Raw genomic sequence first — 23,540 nt, forward strand, 5'->3', positions numbered from 1 at the left:
TGTTCTTTCTTGGATGGGCGGGAGTTGTAACGGCGCTGCCGCGCCGGCACAAGGAAACAAGTCACGCGCGGCGCACGTGGCCCGCGGCGGGGCGTGTCTTCGTCTTCTCAGCGCGCGCCGCCGGCCACCGGCCGCACGGCGATGCCCTCGGCATCGAGGCGCTGGCGGATGCGCCGCGCGAAGGCCAGCGCATGCGCCCCGTCGCCGTGCAGGCACACGCTCTGCGCGTTGACGGGCACGCTGCTGCCGTCGATGGCGGTGACGCGGCGGTCGCGCACCAGCGACAGGGTCTGCGCCAGGGCTTCTTCCTCGTCCTCGATCAGCGCGCCGGGCCGGCCGCGCGGCACCAGGCTGCCGTCGGGCATGTAGCCGCGGTCGGCGAAGACCTCCTCCACCGGCGTCAGGCCCGCCTGGCGTGCTGCCTCGATCATGCCGCTGCCGGCCAGGCCGAAGAAGCGCAGCGACGGGTCGAACAGGCGCACCGCCTCGCACAGCGCCGCAGCCAGCTCGGGCTCCTTCACCGCCTGGTTGTAGAGCATGCCGTGCGGCTTGACGTGCGCCAGCCGGCCGCCCTCGGCGCGCACGATCGCGTCGAGCGCGCCGATCTGGTAGAGCATGTTGGCGACGATCTCCTCCGGCGGCAGCTGCATCGCGCTGCGGCCGAAGTTCTCGCGGTCCGGAAAGCTCGGATGCGCGCCCACGGCCACGCCGCCCGCCAGCGCCCAGCGCACGCACTCGCGCATGGTCTTCGCATCGCCGGCATGCCAGCCGCAGGCGATGTTGGCGGAGCTGACCAGTTGCAGCAGCGCCTCGTCGTTGCCGGCGCCTTCGCCGAGGTCGGCGTTCAGATCGACTTGCATGGTGGTATGGCCTCGCGTGGGTGCGGCCCAGTCTACGCCGCCGTCGGCCAACCCATCGCCGCCAGGCCCCGATGCACCGATGCGAGGTAGCGCTTCTGCGCGGCCCAGGCAGCCAGGGCGGCGGCGGCATCCACCTCCTTCAGCCGCAGCTTCGCGCCCAGCGGCGCCTGCGCCAGCTTCCACAGGTCGGCGCGGATGACGACCGCGATGCGCGGGTAGCCGCCGGTGGTCTGCGCGTCGCCCATCAGGATGATCGGCTGGCCCGAGGGCGGCACCTGCACCGTGCCGGGGATGACGGCCGAGGACAGCATGTCGCCCTCGCGCTGGCGCGTCAGCGCCGGGCCTTCGAGCCGGCTGCCCATGCGGTTGCTCTGCGGCGTGATGCGCCACGTCGCGGTGTGGAAACGGTGGCGCTCGGCCTCGCTGAAGTGCCCGCACTCGGGGCCCGGCGTGGTGCGCAGGGTGATGCATTCGGGCGCGGCCTCGCCTTCGCACAGGTCCTCGTCCCAGGCGGGGCCGTGGATGCCGAAGGGGCGCCGGCCGCGCTGCCCGTCGTCCAGGCGGCTCGCGCCCAATGGCAGCACGTCGCCCTTCTTCAGCGGGCGCCCCTCCAGCCCGCCGAAGCCAGCCTTCAGGTCGGTGCTGCGCGAGCCGAGCACCGGCGCCACGCCGATGCCACCGGCGACCGCCAGCCAGGTGCGCAGGCCCGCCTTGTGCGGCGAGGCGTTGGCGCCGCCCAGGCGCAGGTGCTGCCCGGCGCGCACCGGCACGCTCCACAGCGGCCACAGCGGCCGGCCGTCCAGCCGCGCGCCGAAGTCGTCGCCGGCCAGCGCGATGCGGGTGTCGGCGTCGAAGCGCAGCTCGCAGTTGCCCAGCGTGAGTTCGAGGCCGGCGGCGCCGTCCTCGTTGCCCGCCAGCCGGTTGGCGAGCGCGAGGCCCAGCGCATCGAGCGCACCGCCGGGGCAGATGCCCAGCTCGCGCCGGCCGTAGCGCCCCAGGTCCTGCACCGAGGCGAGCATGCCGGGGCGCAGCACCGTGATCGTCACAGCGCGACGCTCCGCGCGACGAAGCGCACCCGGTCGCCCGGGCGCAGCAGCGTGGGCGGCTCGGCCGCGGGGTCGAACAGTTCGAGCGGCGTGCGGCCGATGAGCTGCCAGCCGCCCGGCGAGACCAGCGGGTAGATGCCGGTCTGCGCGCCGCCGATGCCCACCGAACGCGCCGGCACGGCGGTGCGCGGCTCGCTGCGGCGCGGCGTGGCCAGCTCCGGCGCCAGCCCGCCCATGAAGGCGAAGCCGGGCAGGAAGCCCAGCAGGTACACCACGTAGGCGCCCGCCGCGTGGCGGCGCACCACCTCGTCGGGCGGCAGGCCGGTGTGGCGCGCCACGTCGTGCAGGTCGGGGCCGTGCTCACCGCCGTAGTCGACGGGGATCTCGACGGTGCGCGCGGCGCCCTCGTCCTCGGCGGCCAGCTCGGGCCACAGCGAGAGCACGCGCAGCTCCAGCTCGCCGGCGTCGAGCTGCTCCGGGTCGTACAGCAGGGTCAGGTTGTTCATGCCGGGCAGCGTCTCCTGCACCTCGGGCCAGCGCCGCGCCGCGCGCGCCAGGGCCCAGATGCGTCGCTGCGCGTCGAGCGTGGCCGGCGGCGGCAGCTCGGCCAGCAGCGCGGCCTCGCCCAGCGGGTGCAGCCGCAGGTGCGGCGCGGACGCAGCCACGGCGCGGGCCACCTACTCCCGGCCCTGGCTGCGCACCTTGTCGGCCAGCCGCTCCTGCACGTGCGGCGAGACGAACTTGTCCACCTCGCCGCCGAGCATCGCGATCTCGCGCACAAAGGTGCTGGAGATGAACTGGTACTTGTCGCTGGGGGTGAGGAAGACGGTCTCCACCTCGGGCATGAGCGAGCGGTTCATGCCGGCGAGCTGGAACTCGTAGTCGAAGTCGGTGACGGCGCGCAAGCCGCGCACCATCGCCTTGCCGCCGCGCGCGACGACGAAGTCGCGCAGCAGGCCCGAGAAGCTCTCCACCGTGACGCGGTCCCCGAAGGGCTCCACCACGTTGCGCGCCATCTCGATGCGCTCGGCGAGCGAGAACAGCGCCTTCTTGTGGTGGCCCGCCGCCACCGCGACGATCACGTGCGAGAACAGCTGGGTGGCGCGCCGCACCACGTCCTCGTGGCCCAGGGTCATGGGGTCGAAAGTGCCGGGATAGACCGCGATCACTTGGGATGTCATGGGGTTCCTCCTGCGGGCTGGGTCCGGCGCATTATGTACGCCGTGCGAGGGAGCCCCTTTTCAGGCGCCCTCGAGCGCGTGCAGCAGATGGGCATGCACGGCCCCGGCCCGCAGGTGCCGCAGCGGCACGAGGCCCAGGGGCGCGAGTTCGGCGGCGGTCCACTCGCGGGCCGCCTCCAGGTAGACCACGCCGCCCGGCCGCAGCGCGCGCGCCGCCGCGGCGAGGCAGCGCGCGTACAGCGCCGCCTGGTCGAAGGGCGGGTCGAGGAAGACCACGTCCCAGTGGCCGGGCGCCGATGCTTCCAGCCGCGCCGCGCCGTCGCCGCGCTCGATGCGCACGGCCTCGGCCTGGAGCTTCTCGCGCACCGCCTTCATCTGCGCGACCAGCGCCGCGTCCTGCTCGCACAGCAGCACCTCGGCCGCGCCGCGCGAGGCGGCCTCGAAGCCCAGCGCGCCGGTGCCGGCGAACACGTCCAGGCAGCGCCAGCCCGGCAGCGCGCCGCCGCCCGCGCCGGCCAGGCTGGCGAGCCAGTTGAACAGCGTCTCGCGCACGCGGTCGGGCGTGGGCCGCAGGCCGGGGCGGTCGGCCACCGGGAGGCGGGTGCGCTTCCACTGGCCGCCGATGATGCGCAGCTCGTGCGCCCGGGCGGCGCGCGGCGCGGATTTGTGGGGTTGGCCCTTCATCCGGGCGAGCTTAGCGGCCCTCGCGCCGGCCTTCAGGGCCGTGGCCCGCTTCCGACTCGATCGCCCGCTGCACCTCGAGCAGGCGCGGGCCGACCTCGTCGAGGAACCTCTGCGCAGGCAGCATGTAGGCCGGCCCGCCGACGCTGACGCCGTAGAGCTCGCCCCGCGGGCCGCGCAGGCTGAACCCCAGCGCGTGGATGTCCGGATGCCACTCGCCGAAGGACACGCTGAAGCCCCGCTCTCGGTGCTCGGCCAGCGCTTCGTCGAGCCGGGCGCGGGTGCGCGCATCGACGCCGGCCGCGAGCAGGTCCTCGCGCAGGGCGTCGCGCTGCGGCGGCGGCAGCGCCGCCATGTAGGCCCGGCCCATCGCCGAGGTGGCGATGGCCATGCGCAGGCCCACGTCCATGCGCGAGAGGATCAGCGCCGTGCGCGGGTGCACGGTGTCGATGACCAGCATGTCCGGGCCGTCGCGCACGCCGAGGTGGACGTTGCCGCCGGCCGCCTCCGCCAGCTCGGCCAGGTGCCAGCGGGCCTGCTGGCGGAAGTCGAAGCCCCGCAGGTAGGCATTGCCCAGGTGCAGCGCGGCGGGGCCCAGGGTGAAGCGCTCGTCGGGCGACAGGCGCAGCAGCCCGGCGGACTGCAGCGTCGAGGTCAGGCGCGAGACGGTCGCCTTGGGGATGCCGGAGCGTTCGGCCAGCTCCCGGTTGGAAAGCGGCGCCTCGGCGTCCGCCACCGCGCGCAGCAGCGCCAGCCCGCGCGCCAGCGCGCTCACCTCGTCCCTGGCCTCGACTCCCATACTTTCCCCATGTTTTCAAAACATCGTTTCATTTTATGGATACTTCGTCTATGATTTTTTGAAACCACGTTCCATTTAATCAGCAAAACAGGAGACACCTTGAACTGGATCAAGCTCGGCGCGGGCCTGCTGGCCGCCGCCCTTTCCCTCGGCGCGGCCGCGCAGGACTTCCCCAAGGCGCCCGTGAAGATCGTCATCCCCTTCCCGCCCGGCGGCCCGACCGACACCGTGGGCCGGCTGCTGGCCGTGAAGCTGCAGGAGCGCTGGGGCCAGCCGGTGGTGATCGACTACAAGCCCGGCGCCGGCACCGTGATCGGCGCCGATTTCGTCGCCAAGTCGGCACCCGACGGCCTGACCTTCGGCATGGTGAACTCCTCGCTGGCGGTCAACCCGACGCTGCGCAAGCGGCTGCCGTACGACACGGCGCGGGACCTCGCCGGCATCACGCAGCTGTTCAACATGCAGTTGGCCATCGTCGCCCGGCCGGATGCGCCCTTCGACAACCTCAAGCAGCTGATCGCCTACGCCCGCAGCAACCCCGGCAAGCTGAACTACGGCACGCCGGGCGCCGGCAGCACGACCCACCTGGGCGCGGAACTGCTCAAGCGCGAGGCGGGCTTCGAGATGCAGCACGTCGCCATGAAGGGCAGCGCCCCGGCCCACACCGAACTCATGGGCGGGCGGCTCGACCTGGTGGTCGACCCCTTCCTGTCCGTGCTGCCCTACGTGCAGGCCGGCAAGATGAAGCTGATCGCGACCATGGGCGCCCGGCGCGTGAGCGGCCACGACTACCCGACGGTCGCGGAGGTGCTGCCCGGCTTCGACGTCGGCGCGCTGCTCGGCTTCGTCGCGCCCGCGGGCACGCCCAAGCCGGTGCTGCAGAAGATCTACGCCGACACCCGCAAGGCGCTCGCCAGCCCCGAGATGAAGCAGCGCGCGCAGGAGTACGGGCTGGAGATCGTGGGCAGCAAGCCCGAGGAATTCGACGCCTTCATCGCCAGCGAAATGAAGCGCTGGGGCAAGGTGGTCGTCGATGCCCACATCGAAATCGAGTGAGAGTGACCGCGCCATGACCCTGCAACTGAAACCCCTGCATCACGTCTTCGTCGCCGAGGCCTCCGGTATCGACCTCACGCAGCCGCTCACCGAGGGCGACGTGCGCGCCATCAACCGGGCCATGAACGAGCACGCCGTGCTGGTCTGGCGCGGGCAGCCGTTGACGGCGCAGCAGCAACTCGACTTCGCCCGCGCCTTCGGCCCGCTGGACATCGGGCTCAAGCGCGTGTTCAAGCGTCCCGAGCGGCTGGAGGACGAGCGCCTGATCGACATCTCCAACGTGGACGCGCAGGGCAACGTGGCGAAGCGCGACTCGCCGAAGAACCTGTCCAACTTCGCCAACCAGCTGTGGCATTCGGACAGCTCCTTCATGGATCCGCGGGCCGCTTATTCGATGCTGCACTGCGTGATCAAGCCGAGCTGGGGCGGCGACACGGAGTTCGCCGACCTGCGCGATGCCTACGACACGCTCGACGCGCGCACCAAGGCGGAGATCCAGGGCCTGAAGGCCGAGCACTTCGCGCTGCACACCCGCATCCTGCTGGGCGACGACGCCTACACCGACGACCAGAAGAAGGAGATCCCGCCGGCCGTCTGGCCCCTGGCCGACACGCATCCCGGCTCGGGCCGCAAGGTGCTGTTCGTGGGCGTGCACGCGCGGCAGATCATCGGCTGGCCCACCGCCGAGAGCCGCATGTACCTGCAGGACCTGCTGGAGCACGCGACGCAGCGCGAGCGGGTCTACCGGCACGCGTGGCAGGTCGGCGACCTGGTCATGTGGGACAACCGCAGCACCCTGCACCGCGGCCGCCGCTACGACATCGCCGAGCGCCGCGAACTGCGCCGCACCACCGTCAACGACACGCCCGAGGCGCTGCTGCGCGCGGCCTGAGCCGGAGCGCTCAGCCCGCGGCGCGCCAGGCCAGGCCCGCGGCCAGCGCCAGCATCACGGCGCCGATGCCCATGTCCAGCCGCTGCCAGGCGCGCGGCCGGGCGAAGGCCGGCGCCAGCGCGCGGGCGCCGAAGCCCAGCAGCGCGAACCACAGCGTGCTGGCCAGCGCCGCCCCGGCCACGAAGGCCGCGCGCGCCGGCGCCGCATGCTGGGCGCCGACGCTGCCGGCCAGCAGCACGGTGTCGAGGTAGACGTGCGGATTGAGCAGCGTGAAGGCCGCCGCCTGCGCCAGCACCGCGCCGCGCGAGGCCGGGGCAGGCACGCCGCCGGCCGCCTGCAGCGATGCCCCGGCGATGCGGCTGCGGCGCAGCGCGCGCAGGCCGTACGCGGCCAGGAAGCCCGCGCCGGCCCCGGCCAGCGCCCGCGCCAGCAGCGGCCGCTCGCCCAGCGCGCCGGCCATGCCGGCAACGCCCGCCGCCACCAGCAGCGCGTCCATCAGCGCGCAGAAGGCCACCACCGCGCCGACATGCTCGCGCCGCAGCCCCTGGCGCAGCACGAAGGCGTTCTGCGCGCCGATGGCGACGATCAGGCCCAGGCTCAGCAGCAGGCCCTGGGCGAAGGCGAAGAAGGAAGGCGAGGCGGCCGGCATGCGCCGAGCTTGCCCGCCCCGCGCCGTTCAGACAAACTGAATCTGCTTCATCCGATTCAGTTTTTCTTCATCCGCATGCTCGACTACGCCGCCCTCTCCGCCCTGCACGCCGTGGTGCGCGAGGGCAGCTTCGAGCGCGCCGCGCGGGCGCTGAACGTCACGCCTTCGGCCGTCTCGCAGCGCGTGCGGCTGCTGGAGGAGCGCGTCGGCTGCGCCCTGGTGCGGCGCGGCCCGCCCTGCACCGCCACCGACGCAGGCCAGCGCCTGTGCCGCCACGTGGACGAGGTGCGGCTGCTGGAGCACGAGCTGGGCGGCGCCCTGCCCGCGCTGCCGGCGGCCCGCGGCGGCCCGGCCGCGCCGCCCGCGCGCGTGCGGCTGCCGGTGGCCGTCAACGCCGACAGCCTGGCGACCTGGTTCCTGCCGGCGGCGGCGCGCTTCGCGGCCGGCGCGCCGGTGCTGCTGGACCTGGCGGTGGACGACCAGGACCACACCGCCGAGCGCCTGCGCAGCGGCACGGTGCTGGCGGCGGTGACGGCGCTGGCGCAGCCGGCGCCCGGCTGCAGCGTGCGCGCGCTGGGCGCGATGCGCTACGTGGCCGTCGCCAGCCCGGCGGTGGCGGCGCGGCACTTCGCCCGCGGCGTGGGCGCGCGCAGCCTGGCCGAGGCGCCCAGCCTGCGCTACGACGCCAAGGACGAGCTGCAGGCGCACTGGGCGCGGCGCGCGTGCCGCCGGCCGGTGGCGCTGCCCGAGCACCGCGTGCCCTCCTCGCAGGCCTTCCTGGAGGCGGCGCGGCTGGGCATGGGCTGGGGCCTGCTGCCGCTGCTGCAGGCGGCGCCCGCCCTGGCCGACGGCAGCCTGGTCGAGCTGGTGCCGGACAGCGCGCTGGACGTGCGCCTGTACTGGCAGCACGCGCGCGCCGCCTCGGGGCTGGTCGAGGAATTGACCCGCGCCGTGGCGGCGGCCGCGCGCGAGGCGCTGCACTGAGCGGCAGGCGGCGCCCGCCTCACGCTCATTTCAGGCGCTTCTTGCGCCCGACGCACGGGCACTGGAGCCCTGTTTGACGACCCGAATTCACTGAGCCGAGGCTTACTGAGCCCCCGGCTTCGCACCGACGATCACCGTCACCATCCGCTCCGGCTGCAGCTTGCGCTGGAAGGCGGCCTTGACGTCGGCCGCAGTGACGGCGTTGACGCGCGCCGTCCAGGTGTCGAGGTAGTCCAGCGGCAGGTCGTTCCAGGCGATGTTGGCGATGTTGCCGAGCAGCTTGCGGTTGCTGTCCAGCAGCAGCGGGAAGCCGCCGACGAGGTTGTCCCTGGCGGCCTTCATTTCGTCCTCGGTGGGGCCGTCGGCGACGAACTTCGCCAGCACCTCGCGGGCCACCGCCACCGCCTCGTCGGCCTGGTCGGGCCGGGTCTGGAAGCCGATGCGGAAGGCGCCCGCATGCAGGCCCGGCGAGAAGGCGCTGTAGACGCTGTAGGCCAGGCCGCGCTTCTCGCGCACCGCCTCGGTCAGCCGCGAGACGAAACCGCCGCCGCCCAGGATGTAGTTGCCCACGGTCAGCGCGAAGTGGTCCGCATCGCGCCGCGCATAGCCCGGCTGGCCGATGAGCACATGCGCCTGCGCCGAATCGAAGGGGATGCGCTCGGTGGCGGCACGCGCCAGCGGCGGCACCTCGGGCACCGGCGGCAGGGCCGGGCAGGCGCCCTCGCCCGCCGGCAGGCGCGCCAGCAGGCGGCGGGCGATGTCGTCGGCCTGCGCGCGCGTGACGGCGCCCACCACGGTGAGCTTGGCGCGGCAGGGCAGGATCGCCTCGGCATGGCGCCGCCGCATGTCGTCGGTGGAGATGGCGGCGAGCGTCGCCTCGGTCGCGTCGTCGCCGTAGGGGTGGCCGCCGTAGACGTCGCGCTCGAAGGTACGCGCGGCGATGGTGCCGGGCTTGGTGTTGGCCTCGCGGATGGCGGCGGACAGCCGCTCGCGCTCGCGCCGCCAGACGTCCTCGGGGAAGGCGGGCTCGCCGATCTCGCGCGCCGCCAGCGCCACCGCCTTGGCCAGCAGCGCCGGATCGGCCAGGCTGCGCAGGGTGAAGCTCATGCGGTCGGCGCCGGCGCCGACGTTGAACTCGGCGCCCAGGTCGGCCCACGCCTCGCCGAGCTGGTTCTGGTCGAGCGCCGGCTCGCCGCCGCGCGCGGCCACGCCTTTCTCGATCATGCCGGCCGTCACGGCCGCCAGGCCGGCCTGCGCCGCCGGGTCGCGCCGGCTGCCGGCATCGAAGTCGATCTGCACGTCGACGATGGGCAGCGCGTCGGTGGCGGCCAGGTAGACCTGCGCGCCGCCGGGCAGCTGCCAGCGCTCGATCGGCACGCCGGCCTGCGCGCCCAGGGCGCAGCAGGCAGTGGCGACGGCCAGGGCGGCCCGCGCGGCCAGCGCCTTCAGCGCGGTGCGGGAAGGAGAAGAAGGCATCGGGCGACTCATTGCATCGCCCCCTGCGGTGCGGCGAAGCCCCGCGCGCGGGCGGCCTTCGGGTCCGGCGGCAGGGGCCGCAGCGTGGCGACGGTCAGTTCGTCGTCGCCGAACCAGCGCGCCGCCACGGCCTGCACCTCCTGCGGCGTGACGGCCGCCAGGCGGGCCATGATGCGCTCGCTGGCGTCCAGCGGCAGGCCCTGTACCCAGTTGCTGCCCAGCTCGCGCGCCTGCGCCATCACCGAATCGCGCTTGTAGGTCTCGCTGGCCAGCCATTGCGTCTTCACCCGCGCCAGTTCGGCCGCGTCCACGCCTTCGCGCGCGATGCGCGCCACCTGCTCGCGCAGGGCCGCCTCCACCTCTTCGGCGGTGCGGCCGGTCGCCGGCACGCCGGCCAGGGTGAACAGCTGCGGCCCGCGCCCGGTGAAGCCGTACCACGCCGCGGCGCTGTCGGCCACGCGGTGCTCGCCCTGCGTGAGCGCCTTGTCCAGGCGTGAGCCGGCGTAGCCGTCCAGCACCGCCGACAGCACCACCAGCGCCCAGGCGTCGCTCGGCGCGTCCAGCGCCTGCGGGTCCGCCTGCGGCGCGCGGAAGGCGAGCGAGACGTACGCCTGCTCGGCCGGCGCCTTCAGTTCGACGCGGCGGACGCCGCGCTGCGCCGGCTCGGTGCGCGGCTTGCGCGGCGGCACGGCGCGCGCGGGAATCGCGCCGTAGTACTTCTCGGCGAGGGCGCGCACCTTCGCCACGTCCACGTCGCCGACCACCACCACGGCGGCGTTGGCCGGCACGTACCAGCGCTGGAAGAACGCGCGCGCATCCTCCGGCGTCATGGCGTCCAGGTCGCTCATCCAGCCCACCACCGGGCGGCGGTAGGGCGAGGCGACGAACACCGCCGCGTTCTGCAACTCGCCCAGGCGGGCACGCGGCTGGTCGTCGGTGCGCATGCGGCGCTCCTCCTTGACCACCTCCATCTCGCGGCGGAACTCGTCGTCCGGCCACTGGTTGTGGGCGAAGCGGTCCGACTCCAGCTTCATCACCTCCTCCAGCCGGTCGGCGGGGATCTGCTGGTAGTAGCCGGTGGCGTCGCGCGAGGTGAAGGCGTTCTCGCGCCCGCCCAGCGCCGCCACCCGACGCGAGAACTCGCCGGGCTTGAGCAGGGCGCTGCCCTTGAACATCATGTGCTCCAGCACGTGGGCCACGCCGGAGCTGCCGTCCACCTCGTCCATCGAGCCCACGCGCACCCACAGCATCTGCACCGCCGTCGGGGCGCGCCGGTCGGGCAGCACGATCAGCGTCATGCCGTTCGCCAGCGTGAACTGCTGCGGCTTGACGGAAGCGGTGGGGAGGGCGGCGGGCGCCTGCGGGGTGTCGGGCGCCTGGGCCGACGCGGCCGGTGCCAGCAGCCCGGCCAGGGCTGCCAGCAACGCCACGCCGGCCGCGGTGCGGCGTGGCGAGGGGGGTCGTTTCATAGAATCCGTCGATTCTAGAAACGCCTCGAATGTTCAGTTTTTTCAAGAAGAAGCCGCCGGCTGAAGCCCCCGCCGCGCCGCCGGCTGCCCCCGTCGAGGCCACGCCTCCCGCCGCCGCCCCGGCGCCTGCACAGCGCTCCGCCTTCCGTCCTTCGAACTGGTTCGGCGGCGGCAAGGCTCCCGAGCCCGGCGCCGCGCCTTCGCCCGCGCCCCAGCCCGAGGCCGAACCGTCGGTGCAGGAGGCACCGGCACCGGTCGCCGCGCCCGCGCCGGCCGCCCTGCCCGCGGCCCCTGTGGCGGCACCTGCGGCCGCCACGACCGAGCGCCAGGGCTGGATGACCCGCCTGAAGAGCGGCCTGAAGAAGACCGGCAGCGGCATCCAGGCCGTGTTCGTCAACGCGCAGATCGACGACCAGCTCTACGAGGAACTGGAGGACGCGCTGCTGATGGCCGACACCGGCATTCCCGCCGCCGCGCACATCCTGCAGGACCTGAAGGACCGCGTCTGGCGCACCAGCGCCACCACGCCGCAGGCGGTGCGCACGCAGCTCGTCGAGGCGGTGGCCGCCGTGCTCGCGCCGCTGGAAAAGCCGCTGGAGGTGGGCCGCCACGTGCCCACCGTGATCATGGTCGCCGGCGTCAACGGCGCCGGCAAGACCACCTCCATCGGCAAGCTGACCAAGCACCTGGCCAACGAGGGCTGCACCGTGCTGCTGGCGGCGGCCGACACCTTCCGCGCCGCCGCGCGCGAGCAGCTCGCCGTGTGGGCCGACCGCAACCTGGTCGAGATCGTCAGCCAGCAGGGCGGCGACCCGGCCGCCGTGAGCTTCGATGCCGTCAACGCCGGCAAGGCGCGCGGCAAGGACGTGGTGCTGGTCGACACCGCCGGCCGCCTGCCGACGCAGCTGCACCTGATGGACGAACTCAAGAAGATCAAGCGCGTCGTGTCCAAGGCCGACGGGACGGCGCCGCACGAGGTGCTGCTGGTGATCGACGGCAACACCGGCCAGAACGCGCTGGCCCAGGTGCAGGCCTTCGACGACGCGCTGGGCCTGACCGGCCTGGTCGTCACCAAGCTGGACGGCACCGCCAAGGGCGGCGTGCTGTGCGCCATCGCCCAGTGGGGCCAGCAGCGCAAGGGCGGCCCGGTGCCGGTCTACTTCATCGGCGTGGGCGAGAAGCTGGAAGACCTGGAGACCTTCGACGCGCGCGAGTTCGCGCAGGCGCTGGCGGGCTGAGGGGGCCTGCGGCCGCGCCCCTTCAAAGGCAGGGAGCGACGGTCGCGGGCTCGTCGTGCTGCACCGCGAGGCTCTCGTCGAGGTAGCGCATGTCCACGTCGCCCACGCGGATCACGTCGCGGTGGTGCAGTTGGCAGCGCTCGATGCGGCGCCCGTTGACGTGGGTGCCGTTGCTGCTGTCGAGGTCGCTCAGATAGACCCCCTCGTCGCGCAGCGAGATCAGCGCGTGGACGCGGCTGACCAGCGGCGCGTCCAGCGGCAGATCGCTGCTGTGCGCGCGGCCGATGGTCATCCTCGGCCGGTCGAGTTCGATGATTTGACGCTCACCCCCGTGACGGGTGACGATCAGCTTGTGCATGGTGACCTGGCTCCCCCTGAAAGTCCCTGAACATGATCCGTGACAGCCGCGCCGCACGTCGGCAGCGCCATGGACCGCATGGTCGGTCACCGCAAGGGGCCAGCGTGAGCGAAAAGTTGACGAAGTGTTGACTTTCGTTTCAATTTTCGAGGCCCCGTGAACTTTTACCAGGGCCATGCCGACAAGGAGACAGACACGATGACGACGCAGACCACCCCCTCCTGGACCGCGGGCGAAGGCGCCCGGCGGATCGACGTGCTGCTGGCGCACTACGGCGAAAGCCACCGCCATCCGGTGAACGAGTTCATCCACGTGCTGGCCATCCCGGCGATCATGTTCAGCCTGGTCGGGCTGCTGTTCGCCCTGCACCCCTGGGTGGCCTACGCCTTCCTCGCCCTGAGCCTGGTGTACTACGTGCGCCTGCGCTCGCCGGTCTTCCTGGTGGTGATGGTGCTGTGGACGGCGCTGATCCTGGCGGCCGTGCACGCGCTGGGCGGGCGGGTGCTGCCGGTGTCGGTGGCCGTGTTCGTGGTGGCCTGGATCTTCCAGTTCATCGGCCACAAGGTCGAAGGGAAGAAACCTTCCTTCTTCGAGGACCTCCAATACCTCTACGTCGGCCCGCTGTTCGTCGCCGCGCTGGGGCTGAGGCGGCTGGGCATCCGCTGGTAGGGGGTGTCTCGCGGCGCTGGCCGGCAGAGGATCAGAAAAACTATCAATTTCTTCATGGTCATTGGGAACTCCCGTTTTAGCACTCTCTCTAACCGAGTGCTAACATGAAATACCAACCAAGGAGCATCCCCGATATGACAAGTCTGTCTGGATCTTCCGCCAACCAGTTGGCCGTGGCCAACCCGTGGGCTGTCGTGCCCTCGCTCGGCAATCTGGACGCCTACATTTCCGCCGCCAACCGGCTTCCCCTGCTGACGCAGGAGGAGGAGCAGCGCTATGCGCGCCGGCTGCGCGACCACAACGACCTTGAGGCCGCCGGGGCGCTGGTACTGTCGCACCTGCGGCTGGTGATTTCCATCTCCCGTCAGTACCTGGGCTACGGGCTGCCGCACGGCGACCTGATCCAGGAAGGCAACGTCGGCCTGATGAAGGCCGTCAAGCGCTTCGACCCGGACCAGGGCGTGCGCCTGGTGAGCTACGCCATCCACTGGATCAAGGCCGAGATCCACGAGTACATCCTGAAGAACTGGCGCATGGTGAAGGTGGCCACCACCAAGGCCCAGCGCAAGCTGTTCTTCAACCTGCGGTCGATGAAGCAGGGCTTCAAGGCCGAGGCGGCCGACGCCGACACGCACCGCGAGACGCTGAACACCGACGAGATCGGCGAGGTGGCGCGCCACCTGAACGTGAAGCCGGAGGAGGTGGTCGAGATGGAGACCCGCATGTCCGGCGGCGACGTGGTGCTGGACCCCTCCCCCTCGGACGACGGCGAGGAAGCCTACGGCCCGATCGCCTACTTGGCCGACGCCTCGCAGGAGCCGACGGCGCAACTGGAGTCGCGCCAGCGCGAGCGCCTGTCCACCGATGGCATCGCCACGGCCCTGGAGACGCTGGACCCACGCAGCCGCCGCATCGTCGAGGAGCGCTGGCTCAAGGTCAACGACGACGGCTCGGGCGGCATGACGCTGCACGAACTGGCGGCGGACTACGGCGTCTCGGCCGAGCGCATCCGGCAGATCGAATCGGCCGCGATGAAGAAGATGAGGAAGGCGCTGGCCGAATACGCCTGAGCGCCCTGCCCTCCACGAACCCGGCCCCGGCCGGGTTTTCTTTTTGCCCGGCGCGCCGCTATGGCAACGAGCGCAGCGCCCGGCGCACAACGTAGCGGGTGGCGGCCGTGTCGCTCTCGCGCAGCCAGCGCGCCCCCAACTCGCGCACCCACGCGCCCTGGCTCTTGCCCGCGTCGTTGAGCCAGTTGGCCACGGAGTTCTGCACGTAGCGGCTGGCGTCCGCGCGCAGCGGCTCCAGGAGCGGCAGCGCGCGCCAGGGCTCGCGCTGCAAGGCGGGGATCGGCGCGCACCACACGCCGCGCGGGCGGGTCAACTCGGTGGCGAAACGGCGGATGTTCTCGTCGGCGTCGGCCGTCCAGGGCACGAGCCGGCCGATGGCCTCGTCGATGGCGGCGATCGCCGCATCGCGCACCGCCATCCAGGCGAACTCGCGCACGCCGAAATGCGGGTCGGCCGCAAAACGCCGCACGGCCGCCAGTTGCTGCGGCAGCGCCAGGCCGGAGATGCAGACCCAGTGCGTGGCCCAGCCGCGCGCGGCATCGCTCGGATGCGAGGCCAGCCGGTGGGCGACGGCGTCGCGCTCCGGATGCTCCGCAGCGAGGTCGTACAGCGCGCGGGCGATGTGGGTGTGGCGCTGCATGGGCTTGAAGGCATCCAGCATCGCCAGCGTGTCGGCCAGGCGCTCGTGCGCCGGATCCAGGCCGATGTCGGCCGCCACCCGGCGGGCCAGGCGGGGCGTGTCCAGCGCCAGGAACTCGTTGAGGTTGACGGTCTCCAGCCGTCCGTCGCTCAGCGCCTCGAGGACCTCGGGCGGGATGAGCGCGATGCGGAAGGCTCCCTTGCGCGCGCGCAGATGCTCGACCGACATGCCGCGCGCCGCCCGGCTCACCCGGCGGATGCCGCCAGCAGCGCCTTCACGTCGGCCAGCATCGCGTCCGCGCCGGCGCCGTAGCGCGCGTACAGGCGCAGGCGCCCTTCGGGGTCGTACACGTAGCTGGCGGCGGAGTGATCCATCGAGTAGCTGGTGGGCGTCTTGCCGTCCACCTTCTTGTAGTAGACCTTGTAGTCCTTGGCCATCGCGGCCAGTTCCTCGGGCGTGGGGATGAGGGCCACGAAGGCCGGGTCGAAGGCCTCCATGTAGGCCTTCATCACCTCCGGCGTGTCGCGCTCGGGATCGACGGTGACGAACACGACCTGCAGCCGCTCGCCCTCCGCACCCAGCTTGCGCTTGACTTCGGCCATCTCGGCCATGGTCGTCGGGCAGACGTCAGGGCACTGGGCGTAGCCGAAGAACAGCACCACCACTTTGCCGCGGAAGTCGGCCAACGTGCGTTCCCGGCCCGAGGTGTCCTTCAGGCGGAAGTCGCGCGCATAGTCGGCGCCGGTGATGTCCACGCCGTTGAAGCTCGGCTTGGATTCGGTGCAGCCCGCCAGCGTCAGGCCGGCGAGCGAGGCAGCGCCGGCCCAGCCCGCCAGGGCGGCCATCGATCGGAGTGCGTCGCGCTTGTGCATGGGTCAGAGCAGGTAGTGGTCGACGAGCAATGCGGCGAACAGCACGCTCAGGTGGATCAGCGAGAAGCGGAAAGTCTTGCGCGCCAGCGCGTCGGAGTACGAGCGCCACAGCGCGAAGCCGTAGCCGCAGAAGCCCAGGCTCACGGCCGTTGCCACCGCCAGGTAGAACCAGCCGCTCATGCCGTAGATGAAGGGCAGCAGGCAGGCGGCGAACAGGATCAGCGTGTACAGCAGGATCTGCAGCCGGGTGAACTCGTTGCCGTGCGTCACCGGCAGCATCGGCAGCCCGGCCTTGCGGTAGTCCTCGACCCGGTACAGGGCCAGCGCCCAGAAGTGCGGCGGCGTCCAGAGAAAGATGATGAGGAAGAGGATGAAGGCCTCGGGTCCGACCTCGCCGGTCATCGCCGCCCAGCCCAGCACCGGCGGCATCGCGCCCGAGGCGCCGCCGATCACGATGTTCTGCGGCGTCAGCGGCTTGAGCACCACCGTGTAGATCACCGCGTAACCGACGAAGGTGGCGAAGGTCAGCCACATGGTCAGCGGGTTGACCGCGAACCACAGCAGCAGCGAGCCCGCCAGGCACAGCCCGGCAGAGAAGGTGAGCGTCTGCCGGTCGCTCAGCTCGCCGCGCGCGGTGGGCCGCCAGGCGGTGCGCTTCATGCGCGCGTCGATGCCCTTCTCGACCAGGCAGTTGAAGGCGGCCGCGGCGCCGGCCACCAGCCAGATGCCGAAGCAGGCGACGAAGGCGCGCCACACGTCGGCCATCGAGGGCACGCCCGGCACGGCCAACACCATGCCGATGAGCGCGCAGAAGACGATCAGCTGCACCACGCGCGGCTTGGTCAGCGCGTAGAACTGGCGCACCACGCTGGAGCGGGCTGCGGCCTGTGCGGACAGCGGCGTGCTCATCGCGCGGGTACCTCCTTCAGGACGACGGCCGGCTCATCCGCCGCGGCCGGCACGCCCTGGCGCCGGCTCTCGCACAGCGCCCAGGTCAGCACCACGGCCATGGCGGCGGCGCCGCCGGTGTGCAGCACCGCCGCGGCCAGCGGCCAGCCCAGCAGCACATTGCCCAGGCCCGTGGCCAGCTGCAGCGCCGCCAGCGCCGCCAGCCAGCGCCCCTGCGCCCGCAGCGCGGGCACACGCATCAGCCGCACGGCCGCCACAACCAGCACCGCCAGCACCACGTAGGCGACCAGCCGGTGCACGTAGTGGATGGCGGTGAGCGCTGCGAATTCGAGCGGCACGCCCTCGCGCGTGTGGCCGAGTTCGCGCCAGACCTGGAAGCCCTGCTCGAAGTTCATCGGCGGCCACCAGCTCCCCTGGCACTGCGGGAACTGGGTGCAGGCGAGCACCGCGTAGTTGGTGCTGACCCAGCCGCCCAACGCGATCTGCAGCACCAGCAGCGCCATGGCGGCCCACAGCAGGGTGCGCAGCCCGGCGCCGATCGACAGAGGTGCGCGGCCGGCGGCCGCCTGGCGGTAGCGCACAGCCTGGATGCACAGCAGCGCCAGCAGCAGCACGGCGCCCAGCAGGTGCAGCGTCACGATGGCCGGGTACAGCCGCCAGGTGACGGTGAGCGCCCCGAACGCCCCCTGGATGCACACCCACACCAGCGTGGCGGCAGGCCACCACGCGCTGATGGTGCCCCCAGGACCGGGCTGCGCCCGGCCCGCCCCCCGAGGGGGATGAGGAAGCTTGGGGCGGCCCGGCGTTTCCTCATGCGTGCCCTGCCCCCGCAGGACGGGCCTGGCACGCTGCCGGCGCCGCGCCCACCAGGTCAGGGCGGCCAGCGCCAGGATGAGCGCGCCGACGCCGGTGGCGAGGTAGCGGTGGACCATCTCCACCCAGGCCTTGGAATGGGTGACGGGGCCGGTGGGCTGCGCCGCCTGCGCCATGGCGATCTCGTGCCGGGCGCCCAGCGGGCTGGCGTTGCCGTAGCAGCCTGGCCAGTCCGGGCAGCCCAGGCCGGAATCGGTGAGCCGGGTGAAGGCGCCGAACAGCGTCAGGTCGAAGGTGAGGAACAGCGTCAGCACCGTCAGCGCGTGCAGCCGGCGGGCCGGCCCGCTGCCCGCGTTGCGGTGCCAGACCCAGAGCAGCGGCCCCAGCGCCAGCAGCGCGCCCACGCCGAGCAGCCAGGCGATGGGCGCGAGGTCGTACAGCGGCTGCGAGGTGTTCATCGGCCCGCGTTGTCCCAGGAGGAGGAAGCGCGCAGCAGGCGCTCCAGGTCGCGCTTGGCCTTGGCCGCGCCGGGCACGTCCATGCGCGCCGGGAAGCGCATCATCCAGTGGCCCATCGGGTCGACCACGAAGAAGTGCTCGGCCAGCGCATGCCCGGCCTGCGGCGCGAGCCATTGCGCGAGCTGCGCCGGGGGCACGCGCAGCACGGTGGCGTCGTGCAGGGCGTTGGCCAGGCGCTCGGGCACCGGCGCCTCGTCCGAGACCAGCCACACGCGGTCGAGGCGGCCCTTCTCGCGGCCCAGGCTCTCGCGCAACTGGCGCTGCAGGTACAGCTGCTGCTCGCACAGGGCATCGCAGGCGGCGTCGGCCACGGCGATCAGCAGCCACTGGCCCTTCAGGCTGCGCAGGTCCACCGCCGCGCCGTCGGGCGTGCGCGCGGTGACGGCGGGCAGCTCGCGCTGCGGATCGATCAGCTCGCCGTACACGCGGCGGCCTTCGGGGCGGATCACGTAGTAGGTGAAGTAGGAAGCGATGACCGGCGCCGCGCAGCACAGCAGCACGGCGATCATCTTCCAGCGGCCCAGCGCGGTGCGGCGCGCCTGCTCCTGCCCGCCGAGCGCCTCGCGCGGCGTGGGCATCGAATGCACGGTCAGGCCCAGCGGCTCGTCAGCGACGGCGGCGGGGAGCGATGAGTTGGAACCAGACATAGAGGATGACCAGCAGGCCGGCGAGGCCGAACCACTGGAAGGCATAGCCGTAGTGCTTTTCGATGCCGAGCGCCGGGGGCGGCCAGTCGCGCTGCAGGCCTTCCGAGGCGGGCCCGATCTGCTGGAGCGACACCTCGGTGCGCAGCGGCAGGCCGGTTTCGGTGCGGAAGGCCGCGAGGTCCAGATTCTGCCGGATGCGCGACACCGCTGCGTCAGCAGCCTTGGTGGGCCCGGGGTCGGCCGTGGCGGCCGGTTGGGCGGGCAGATCGGCGCCCAGTTGCAGGAGCTGCGACGGCGGCGGCTCGATGCGCGCCTGCACGTCCACCAGGCCGGTGGGGGTGTCCACCGGCGGGAGCTGCGTGCGGTCCACGAAGTTGCGCTGCACCCAGCCGCGCTGGACCATCACCGCCTGCTCGGTGCCCTCCAGCGCCAGCGGGGTGAGCACGTAGAAGCCCGCCACGCCGTGCATCTGCCGGTTGTCCAGGTAGACCGTCTGCGCCGGCAGCCACAGCCCGCGCAGGTGCACAGTGCGGTGCATCTCGGTGGCCGGCTGCTCGATGGACAGGAAGGTCTCCATGTCCAGCGGCGGATAGTCCTTCTGGGCCTCGATGCCGGCCTGCAGCGCCTCCTTGTAGGCTGCGCGCGAGAGCTGCCAGCGCCCCAGCGACAGGGTCAGCGCGATCATCGCCAGCGTGGCGAGCGTGACCAGCCAGAAACGCAGCGGGCTGCGCCGGGGCCGGCCCGGTTCTTCGAGCACGACGGGCTTCATGGACGGGTGGGGCAGCGGCGGCGCCGCAGCGCCGCGAGGCGGATAATCGGATTCATGAAATACATCGTGGCCCTGGCCTTCGTGGGCATCCTGGCCAGCCTGGGCGGGGCGCTCTACTTCATGCTGCGGGACGGCCGAGACGGCCGGGCCAAGACGGGCGGCATGGTGCGCGCGCTGACGGTTCGGATCGGCCTGTCGGTGCTTTTGTTCCTGTGCATCCTGCTGGCCTGGAAGCTCGGCTACATCCAGCCAGGGGGCCTGCCGGTCGGCCACTGAGGCCAGCTGCCGCGGCCCGGCGGCCACGCCCCAAGTAAAAAAGCGCCTTGCGGCGCTTTTTTGTCGCCGGGCCGCCCCAAGACAAAAAAGCATCCCCTCGGGGGATGGGGCAAGCGCGAAGCGGTTGGCCGAGGGGCCTTTTTTGTTTCACGATGACTCCAGCCCGGTAGTTCGCTGGACTGCGCCGTAGCTAGATACAGCAGGTTTATCAATAACTTACGCGCGTCCATCATATGCCGGTGCTTTCTGAAACTTGACCCGGTTTTCCCTCGCGCCGCTCCTATCTGGCTCCTGGAATCCGGGTTGTTCCGAGGAGTCATCATGGCAAAGATCAAGCTCACCAAGACCGCCGTGGAGTCGGCCCAACCCCAGGCCAAGGATGTTGAACTGCGAGATACCGTGGTGCCCGGCTTCCTGTGCAAGATTACCCCGACCGGCCGCCGGGTGTTCATGCTCCAGTACCGCACGAACTCCGGCCAGCCCCGCAAGCCCTCGCTGGGGCTGTACGGGGAGCTGACCGTCGAACAGGCACGAGTCAAGGCACAGGACTGGCTGGCCGAGGTTCGCCGGGGCGGCGACCCCGGCGGCGCCAAGGCCGAGGCGCGCAAGGCGCCCACGATGGCCGAGTTGTGCAAGAAGTTCATGGAGGACTACTCCAAGAAGCGCAACAAGCCCAGCACGCAGGACGGCTATCAGGGCGTCATAGACCGCAACATCATCCCGCTGCTGGGCCGCAAGAAGGTGCATGACGTGAAGCGGCCCGACATTGCCGGGCTGATGGAGAAACTGGCCTACAAGCCGACCGAGGCGAACAAGACCTTCGGCGTGCTGCGCAAGATGTTCAACCTGGCCGAAGTGTGGGGCTACCGCCCGGACGGCACGAACCCGTGCCGCCACGTCCCCATGTACCCGCCGGGCAAGGAAACCCGGCTCATCGTGGACGAGGAAATGGTGCGGATCTTCCGCCAGTTGGAGAAGCTGGAGGCGGAGGGGCTGGAGAACTACGTCATCCCGCTGGCGATCCGCCTGCAATTCGAGTTCGCCGCCCGGCGCTCCGAAATCTGCCCGCTCGAATGGAGCTGGCTGGACTTCGAGAACCGGCGCGTGGTGTGGCCCGACAGCAAGGTCGGCGGCATTTCCAAGCCCATGAGCGAGGAAGCCTATCGGCTGCTTTCGACGGCGCCGCGCCGGGAGGGCTGCCCCTACGTCCTGCCATCGCCGAACGACCCGGCCAAGCACCTGACCTTTGGCGAGCACTATGGCGGCTGGTGCCGGGTGCTCAAGGCCGCCGGCGTCCCGCACGTCGGCACGCACGGCATCCGCCATCGCTCGACCACCGACATTGCCAATTCGGGCGTGCCGACCAAAGTGGGCATGAAGCTGACGGGCCACAAGACCGTGGCGATGTTCATGCACTACGTCCACACCGAGGACAAGCCGGTGCGCGATGCGGCCGAGCTGGTGGCCAGCCGCCGCCAAGCCATCACGGGTGCGCGCCAGCTTGCGGAGGCGGCGGCATGAACACGCGCCGGTCATCCGCAGCATCGTCCGCAGCGCCTTCGGCGCTGCTGGGCGACATTCGGGCACTGATCGAGGCGGCGCGCAAGCGCGCCGCCTCGACGGTGAATAGCGAGCTGACGATGCTCTACTGGCGCATCGGCCAGCGCATCCGCACGCACGTCTTGGACGGACGCCGGGGCGCCTACGGCAAGGAAGTCCTGCCCACCCTGGCGGCGCAGTTGGTGAAGGAGTACGGCGGCAGTTTTGCCGAGCAGAACCTGCGCCGCATGGTGCAGTTCGCGGCCACCTTCCCCGACGAGCAGATTCTCGTATCACTGATACGAGAATTGAGCTGGACGCACTTCATCGCCCTGATCCCGCTGAAAGACCCGCTCCAGCGGGACTATTACGCGCAGATGGCGAGCGCCGAACGCTGGAGCGTCCGGACGCTGCGCGAGCGCATCGACTCGATGCTGTACGAGCGCACGGCGCTGTCTCAAAAGCCGGGCGAGACGATCGCGCACGAGCTGGCGACGATGCGCGATGCGCAGCGCATGTCGCCCGCCCTGGTCATGCGCGACCCGTACATCCTCGACTTCCTGGGGCTGCGGGACACTTGGCAGGAAGGCGACTTGGAGGCGGCGATCATCCGCGAAATGGAGTCGTTCTTGTTGGAGCTGGGCGCGGGTTTCAGCTTCGTGGCCCGGCAGAAGCGCATCCAGATCGACGGCGAGGATTTCCACCTCGACCTGCTGTTTTACAACCGCAAGCTGCGGCGGCTGGTGGCAGTGGAGTTGAAGGTCGGCGAGTTCAAGGCAGCTTTCAAGGGACAGATGGAGCTTTATCTTCGCTGGCTGGACAAGCACGAACGGGAGCCGGAGGAAGCCTCGCCGCTGGGGATCATCCTTTGCACCGGCAAGAAGCGCGAGCAGATCGAATTGCTGGAGTTGGACAAGTCGGGCATCCACGTCGCCGAGTACCTGACCGCCTTGCCGCCGAGGGGCGTGCTGGTGGAGCGGCTGCAACAAGCAACGCAACGGGCGCAGTTGCAGCTCGAGCAGCGCAAGACCGACAACGAATAGTCCTGTCCCAAGCAGTCGGGCGTCCCGGCGTACCGCCGTCGCGCTGTCGTGCTGCGCATCGAGCCTCGCTGCGCGAGTCTCGCCCCTGTCGGGCTTCCATCACTGACGCCTCCGGCCCGGCTCGCTGATCCGCGCCTGCGCGCTTCGCTTGCCAAAAACCCGCGTGCGTGGGGTGGTGTGAGGGGGCGGTCTTGCTGTGTCCCTTCACCGTATCACGGCGTTCTCGCCGTGCAAGGGCTGCGCGCGCCTTGCGCGCTTGCGTCCTGGCGGCCGTCTGCGACCCCTGACTGCTGCGCTGCGCCGTGAGGGCGACGGTTCCGGGCAATTCCGCCCTTGCAACCGGAGAACCGTCATGAACGACAAATCACACGTTTCCCTCGAACAGCACGTTTGCCTGGTCTGCGGCACGGCGTTCGACACCGGCGCGATCCTGCTGGACAAGCGCCTGCGCGCGAGCATGGAGCGCCACACGGCGACCGGCTGGGGCCTGTGCCCCGAGCATCAGAAGCTGGCCGACGATGGCTTTGTCGCGCTGGTCGAATGCGATCCGCAGCGCAGCGGGTCGCAGGCTGGCGGGCGCATGAAGCCCGAGCAGGCATACCGGACGGGCCGGCTGGCCCATCTGCGGCGCACGGTGTTCGCGCAGGTGTTCAACGTGCCGATCGCGGACGAGCAGGCTTGCGTGTTCGTTGAGCCTGGCGTGATCGAGCAGTTGCAGTCGATGACAGCGCCGGCGGCGGGCTGATTGCGTCGTGCGGCCTTCGGTGCGTCGCTCCTTCGCGGGCGGCGCACTTTTTCATATCCCCCCAGGGGGGATACAATTGCCACATGAACGCGACACACAAGCACTCAACCCATCCCGATCTCGTGAAGCGGCTGAAACGCGCCGATGGTCATCTTCGGCACGTCATAGGGATGATCGAAAGTGGCGAATCCTGTCTCGACATCGCCCGCCAGCTCGCGGCGGTGGAAAGCGCGGTGACGGCCGCAAAGCGCGTCCTGATCCACGACCACATCGACCATTGCCTGGCCCATGACGAAGACTCCGTTTTGACCGAAATGAAGGCACTGACCAAACTGCTCTGA

General features: G+C 71.3%; 27 protein-coding genes. 11 read left to right on the top strand and 16 right to left on the bottom strand.

The genetic code is table 11. The features are described from left to right. Nucleotides 1-107 precede the first annotated feature (107 nt). Genes pxpA through Q392_RS33630 form a run of 6 tightly spaced genes read right to left on the bottom strand, consistent with a single transcriptional unit; the run spans nucleotide 108 to nucleotide 4,567 of the window. Entirely contained in the window at nucleotides 108-860 is a 753-nt protein-coding gene (pxpA, locus tag Q392_RS11815) for a 5-oxoprolinase subunit PxpA (RefSeq protein ID WP_038207052.1), read from the bottom strand. A gap of 32 nt (nucleotides 861-892) precedes the next feature. Beyond that, nucleotides 893-1,906: a 5-oxoprolinase subunit C family protein gene (locus Q392_RS11820; protein WP_281173408.1), complete on the bottom strand. Its 1,014-nt coding sequence runs from the start codon at nucleotides 1,904-1,906 to the stop codon at nucleotides 893-895. Beyond that, nucleotides 1,903-2,571 (bottom strand): 5-oxoprolinase subunit PxpB, encoded by a 669-nt coding sequence (gene pxpB / locus Q392_RS11825; protein WP_051953319.1) that lies wholly within the window; start codon nucleotides 2,569-2,571, stop codon nucleotides 1,903-1,905. Before pxpB ends, Q392_RS11820 begins: the two co-directional genes overlap by 4 nt. A 12-nt stretch (nucleotides 2,572-2,583) precedes the next feature. Continuing rightward, entirely contained in the window at nucleotides 2,584-3,087 is a 504-nt protein-coding gene (coaD, locus tag Q392_RS11830) for a pantetheine-phosphate adenylyltransferase (protein ID WP_038206910.1), read from the bottom strand. A 60-nt stretch (nucleotides 3,088-3,147) separates the two neighbouring features. Then, the gene (gene rsmD / locus Q392_RS11835) at nucleotides 3,148-3,771 is read right to left on the bottom strand and encodes a 16S rRNA (guanine(966)-N(2))-methyltransferase RsmD (RefSeq protein ID WP_038206912.1); all 624 of its coding nucleotides are present in this window, start codon (nucleotides 3,769-3,771) and stop codon (nucleotides 3,148-3,150) included. Nucleotides 3,772-3,781: 10 nt separating this feature from the next. Then, entirely contained in the window at nucleotides 3,782-4,567 is a 786-nt protein-coding gene (locus Q392_RS33630; RefSeq protein WP_038206915.1) for an IclR family transcriptional regulator, read from the bottom strand. 99 nt (nucleotides 4,568-4,666) lie between these two features. Here Q392_RS33630 and Q392_RS11845 point away from each other — a divergent pair, with 99 nt between their 5' ends. Further along, entirely contained in the window at nucleotides 4,667-5,623 is a 957-nt protein-coding gene (locus tag Q392_RS11845; protein ID WP_038206918.1) for a tripartite tricarboxylate transporter substrate binding protein, read from the top strand. A 13-nt stretch (nucleotides 5,624-5,636) separates the two neighbouring features. Then, nucleotides 5,637-6,515 carry a TauD/TfdA dioxygenase family protein gene (locus Q392_RS11850; RefSeq protein ID WP_038206921.1) on the top strand — a complete coding sequence of 293 codons (879 nt, stop codon included), beginning with the start codon at nucleotides 5,637-5,639 and terminating at the stop codon, nucleotides 6,513-6,515. Between the two features lie 10 nt (nucleotides 6,516-6,525). On the opposite strand, the gene Q392_RS11855 is transcribed toward Q392_RS11850, so the two are convergent. Continuing rightward, the gene (locus tag Q392_RS11855) at nucleotides 6,526-7,164 is read right to left on the bottom strand and encodes a LysE/ArgO family amino acid transporter (RefSeq protein ID WP_038206925.1); all 639 of its coding nucleotides are present in this window, start codon (nucleotides 7,162-7,164) and stop codon (nucleotides 6,526-6,528) included. A 75-nt stretch (nucleotides 7,165-7,239) separates the two neighbouring features. On the opposite strand from Q392_RS11855, the gene Q392_RS11860 reads away from it, so the two are divergent. After that, nucleotides 7,240-8,148 carry a LysR family transcriptional regulator ArgP gene (locus tag Q392_RS11860; RefSeq protein ID WP_038206928.1) on the top strand — a complete coding sequence of 303 codons (909 nt, stop codon included), beginning with the start codon at nucleotides 7,240-7,242 and terminating at the stop codon, nucleotides 8,146-8,148. Nucleotides 8,149-8,250: 102 nt separating this feature from the next. On the opposite strand, the gene Q392_RS11865 is transcribed toward Q392_RS11860, so the two are convergent. After that, on the bottom strand, nucleotides 8,251-9,624 hold the full coding sequence (locus Q392_RS11865) for a M16 family metallopeptidase (RefSeq protein ID WP_051953313.1): 1,374 nt from the start codon (nucleotides 9,622-9,624) through the stop codon (nucleotides 8,251-8,253). Nucleotides 9,625-9,632: 8 nt separating this feature from the next. Further along, nucleotides 9,633-11,093 (bottom strand): M16 family metallopeptidase, encoded by a 1,461-nt coding sequence (locus tag Q392_RS11870; RefSeq protein ID WP_051953315.1) that lies wholly within the window; start codon nucleotides 11,091-11,093, stop codon nucleotides 9,633-9,635. A 29-nt stretch (nucleotides 11,094-11,122) separates the two neighbouring features. Here Q392_RS11870 and ftsY point away from each other — a divergent pair, with 29 nt between their 5' ends. Then, nucleotides 11,123-12,331, top strand: coding sequence for a signal recognition particle-docking protein FtsY (ftsY, locus tag Q392_RS11875; RefSeq protein WP_038206934.1), 1,209 nt, complete (start codon nucleotides 11,123-11,125; stop codon nucleotides 12,329-12,331). 22 nt (nucleotides 12,332-12,353) lie between these two features. On the opposite strand, the gene Q392_RS33395 is transcribed toward ftsY, so the two are convergent. After that, nucleotides 12,354-12,689, bottom strand: coding sequence for an FHA domain-containing protein (locus Q392_RS33395; protein ID WP_169748302.1), 336 nt, complete (start codon nucleotides 12,687-12,689; stop codon nucleotides 12,354-12,356). 198 nt (nucleotides 12,690-12,887) lie between these two features. Here Q392_RS33395 and Q392_RS11885 point away from each other — a divergent pair, with 198 nt between their 5' ends. After that, complete coding sequence (locus tag Q392_RS11885; protein WP_038206936.1) at nucleotides 12,888-13,358, top strand: Mpo1 family 2-hydroxy fatty acid dioxygenase; 471 nt, start codon at nucleotides 12,888-12,890, stop codon at nucleotides 13,356-13,358. 134 nt (nucleotides 13,359-13,492) lie between these two features. Further along, entirely contained in the window at nucleotides 13,493-14,428 is a 936-nt protein-coding gene (rpoH, locus tag Q392_RS11890; RefSeq protein ID WP_038206938.1) for an RNA polymerase sigma factor RpoH, read from the top strand. A 58-nt stretch (nucleotides 14,429-14,486) separates the two neighbouring features. Here rpoH and Q392_RS11895 read toward each other — a convergent pair whose 3' ends face one another. From Q392_RS11895 to Q392_RS11920, 6 genes are read right to left on the bottom strand one after another with little or no spacing between them, the layout of a single operon-like run. Beyond that, nucleotides 14,487-15,296, bottom strand: a complete 810-nt coding sequence (locus Q392_RS11895; protein WP_038207071.1) for a DNA alkylation repair protein — start codon at nucleotides 15,294-15,296, stop codon at nucleotides 14,487-14,489. A 17-nt stretch (nucleotides 15,297-15,313) separates the two neighbouring features. Next, nucleotides 15,314-15,940, bottom strand: a complete 627-nt coding sequence (locus tag Q392_RS11900) for an SCO family protein (protein ID WP_038206941.1) — start codon at nucleotides 15,938-15,940, stop codon at nucleotides 15,314-15,316. 3 nt (nucleotides 15,941-15,943) lie between these two features. Continuing rightward, nucleotides 15,944-16,849, bottom strand: coding sequence for a heme o synthase (cyoE, locus tag Q392_RS11905; RefSeq protein WP_038206944.1), 906 nt, complete (start codon nucleotides 16,847-16,849; stop codon nucleotides 15,944-15,946). Continuing rightward, complete coding sequence (locus Q392_RS11910; protein ID WP_038206946.1) at nucleotides 16,846-18,120, bottom strand: COX15/CtaA family protein; 1,275 nt, start codon at nucleotides 18,118-18,120, stop codon at nucleotides 16,846-16,848. The genes cyoE and Q392_RS11910 overlap by 4 nt, the downstream gene beginning before the upstream one ends. Further along, nucleotides 18,117-18,827 carry an SCO family protein gene (locus tag Q392_RS11915; RefSeq protein ID WP_038206949.1) on the bottom strand — a complete coding sequence of 237 codons (711 nt, stop codon included), beginning with the start codon at nucleotides 18,825-18,827 and terminating at the stop codon, nucleotides 18,117-18,119. Before Q392_RS11915 ends, Q392_RS11910 begins: the two co-directional genes overlap by 4 nt. Next, nucleotides 18,787-19,596 (bottom strand): SURF1 family protein, encoded by an 810-nt coding sequence (locus tag Q392_RS11920; RefSeq protein WP_038206952.1) that lies wholly within the window; start codon nucleotides 19,594-19,596, stop codon nucleotides 18,787-18,789. The genes Q392_RS11915 and Q392_RS11920 overlap by 41 nt, the downstream gene beginning before the upstream one ends. A 54-nt stretch (nucleotides 19,597-19,650) precedes the next feature. On the opposite strand from Q392_RS11920, the gene Q392_RS11925 reads away from it, so the two are divergent. The 5 genes from Q392_RS11925 to Q392_RS31970 all read left to right on the top strand — a co-directional run bounded on the left by Q392_RS11925 (nucleotide 19,651) and on the right by Q392_RS31970 (nucleotide 23,540). Beyond that, entirely contained in the window at nucleotides 19,651-19,872 is a 222-nt protein-coding gene (locus Q392_RS11925; protein ID WP_038206956.1) for a twin transmembrane helix small protein, read from the top strand. A gap of 321 nt (nucleotides 19,873-20,193) precedes the next feature. Then, nucleotides 20,194-21,393: a tyrosine-type recombinase/integrase gene (locus Q392_RS11930; RefSeq protein ID WP_023114164.1), complete on the top strand. Its 1,200-nt coding sequence runs from the start codon at nucleotides 20,194-20,196 to the stop codon at nucleotides 21,391-21,393. After that, nucleotides 21,390-22,454, top strand: a complete 1,065-nt coding sequence (locus Q392_RS11935; protein WP_023114165.1) for a PDDEXK nuclease domain-containing protein — start codon at nucleotides 21,390-21,392, stop codon at nucleotides 22,452-22,454. Before Q392_RS11930 ends, Q392_RS11935 begins: the two co-directional genes overlap by 4 nt. 352 nt (nucleotides 22,455-22,806) lie before the next feature. Further along, complete coding sequence (locus Q392_RS11940) at nucleotides 22,807-23,199, top strand: hypothetical protein (RefSeq protein WP_023114166.1); 393 nt, start codon at nucleotides 22,807-22,809, stop codon at nucleotides 23,197-23,199. An 83-nt stretch (nucleotides 23,200-23,282) separates the two neighbouring features. Continuing rightward, on the top strand, nucleotides 23,283-23,540 hold the full coding sequence (locus Q392_RS31970) for a metal-sensing transcriptional repressor (protein WP_003111693.1): 258 nt from the start codon (nucleotides 23,283-23,285) through the stop codon (nucleotides 23,538-23,540).

The sequence above is a fragment of the Xenophilus azovorans DSM 13620 genome (assembly GCF_000745855.1).
Taxonomy (GTDB): domain Bacteria; phylum Pseudomonadota; class Gammaproteobacteria; order Burkholderiales; family Burkholderiaceae_C; genus Xenophilus; species Xenophilus azovorans.

Bases quoted from the DNA above. Each gene is read 5' to 3' on its own strand.
- pxpA (WP_038207052.1), bottom strand. From the start codon at position 860: ATGCAAGTCGATCTGAACGCCGACCTCGGCGAAGGCGCCGGCAACGAC.
- coaD (WP_038206910.1), bottom strand. From the start codon at position 3,087: ATGACATCCCAAGTGATCGCGGTCTATCCCGGCACTTTCGACCCCATG.
- rsmD (WP_038206912.1), bottom strand. From the start codon at position 3,771: ATGAAGGGCCAACCCCACAAATCCGCGCCGCGCGCCGCCCGGGCGCAC.
- Q392_RS33630 (WP_038206915.1), bottom strand. From the start codon at position 4,567: ATGGGAGTCGAGGCCAGGGACGAGGTGAGCGCGCTGGCGCGCGGGCTG.
- Q392_RS11850 (WP_038206921.1), top strand. From the start codon at position 5,637: ATGACCCTGCAACTGAAACCCCTGCATCACGTCTTCGTCGCCGAGGCC.
- Q392_RS11855 (WP_038206925.1), bottom strand. From the start codon at position 7,164: ATGCCGGCCGCCTCGCCTTCCTTCTTCGCCTTCGCCCAGGGCCTGCTG.
- Q392_RS11860 (WP_038206928.1), top strand. From the start codon at position 7,240: ATGCTCGACTACGCCGCCCTCTCCGCCCTGCACGCCGTGGTGCGCGAG.
- Q392_RS11865 (WP_051953313.1), bottom strand. From the start codon at position 9,624: ATGCCTTCTTCTCCTTCCCGCACCGCGCTGAAGGCGCTGGCCGCGCGG.
- Q392_RS11870 (WP_051953315.1), bottom strand. From the start codon at position 11,093: ATGAAACGACCCCCCTCGCCACGCCGCACCGCGGCCGGCGTGGCGTTG.
- ftsY (WP_038206934.1), top strand. From the start codon at position 11,123: ATGTTCAGTTTTTTCAAGAAGAAGCCGCCGGCTGAAGCCCCCGCCGCG.
- Q392_RS33395 (WP_169748302.1), bottom strand. From the start codon at position 12,689: ATGCACAAGCTGATCGTCACCCGTCACGGGGGTGAGCGTCAAATCATC.
- Q392_RS11885 (WP_038206936.1), top strand. From the start codon at position 12,888: ATGACGACGCAGACCACCCCCTCCTGGACCGCGGGCGAAGGCGCCCGG.
- rpoH (WP_038206938.1), top strand. From the start codon at position 13,493: ATGACAAGTCTGTCTGGATCTTCCGCCAACCAGTTGGCCGTGGCCAAC.
- Q392_RS11895 (WP_038207071.1), bottom strand. From the start codon at position 15,296: ATGTCGGTCGAGCATCTGCGCGCGCGCAAGGGAGCCTTCCGCATCGCG.
- Q392_RS11900 (WP_038206941.1), bottom strand. From the start codon at position 15,940: ATGCACAAGCGCGACGCACTCCGATCGATGGCCGCCCTGGCGGGCTGG.
- cyoE (WP_038206944.1), bottom strand. From the start codon at position 16,849: ATGAGCACGCCGCTGTCCGCACAGGCCGCAGCCCGCTCCAGCGTGGTG.
- Q392_RS11910 (WP_038206946.1), bottom strand. From the start codon at position 18,120: ATGAACACCTCGCAGCCGCTGTACGACCTCGCGCCCATCGCCTGGCTG.
- Q392_RS11915 (WP_038206949.1), bottom strand. From the start codon at position 18,827: ATGTCTGGTTCCAACTCATCGCTCCCCGCCGCCGTCGCTGACGAGCCG.
- Q392_RS11920 (WP_038206952.1), bottom strand. From the start codon at position 19,596: ATGAAGCCCGTCGTGCTCGAAGAACCGGGCCGGCCCCGGCGCAGCCCG.
- Q392_RS11925 (WP_038206956.1), top strand. From the start codon at position 19,651: ATGAAATACATCGTGGCCCTGGCCTTCGTGGGCATCCTGGCCAGCCTG.
- Q392_RS11930 (WP_023114164.1), top strand. From the start codon at position 20,194: ATGGCAAAGATCAAGCTCACCAAGACCGCCGTGGAGTCGGCCCAACCC.
- Q392_RS11935 (WP_023114165.1), top strand. From the start codon at position 21,390: ATGAACACGCGCCGGTCATCCGCAGCATCGTCCGCAGCGCCTTCGGCG.
- Q392_RS11940 (WP_023114166.1), top strand. From the start codon at position 22,807: ATGAACGACAAATCACACGTTTCCCTCGAACAGCACGTTTGCCTGGTC.
- Q392_RS31970 (WP_003111693.1), top strand. From the start codon at position 23,283: ATGAACGCGACACACAAGCACTCAACCCATCCCGATCTCGTGAAGCGG.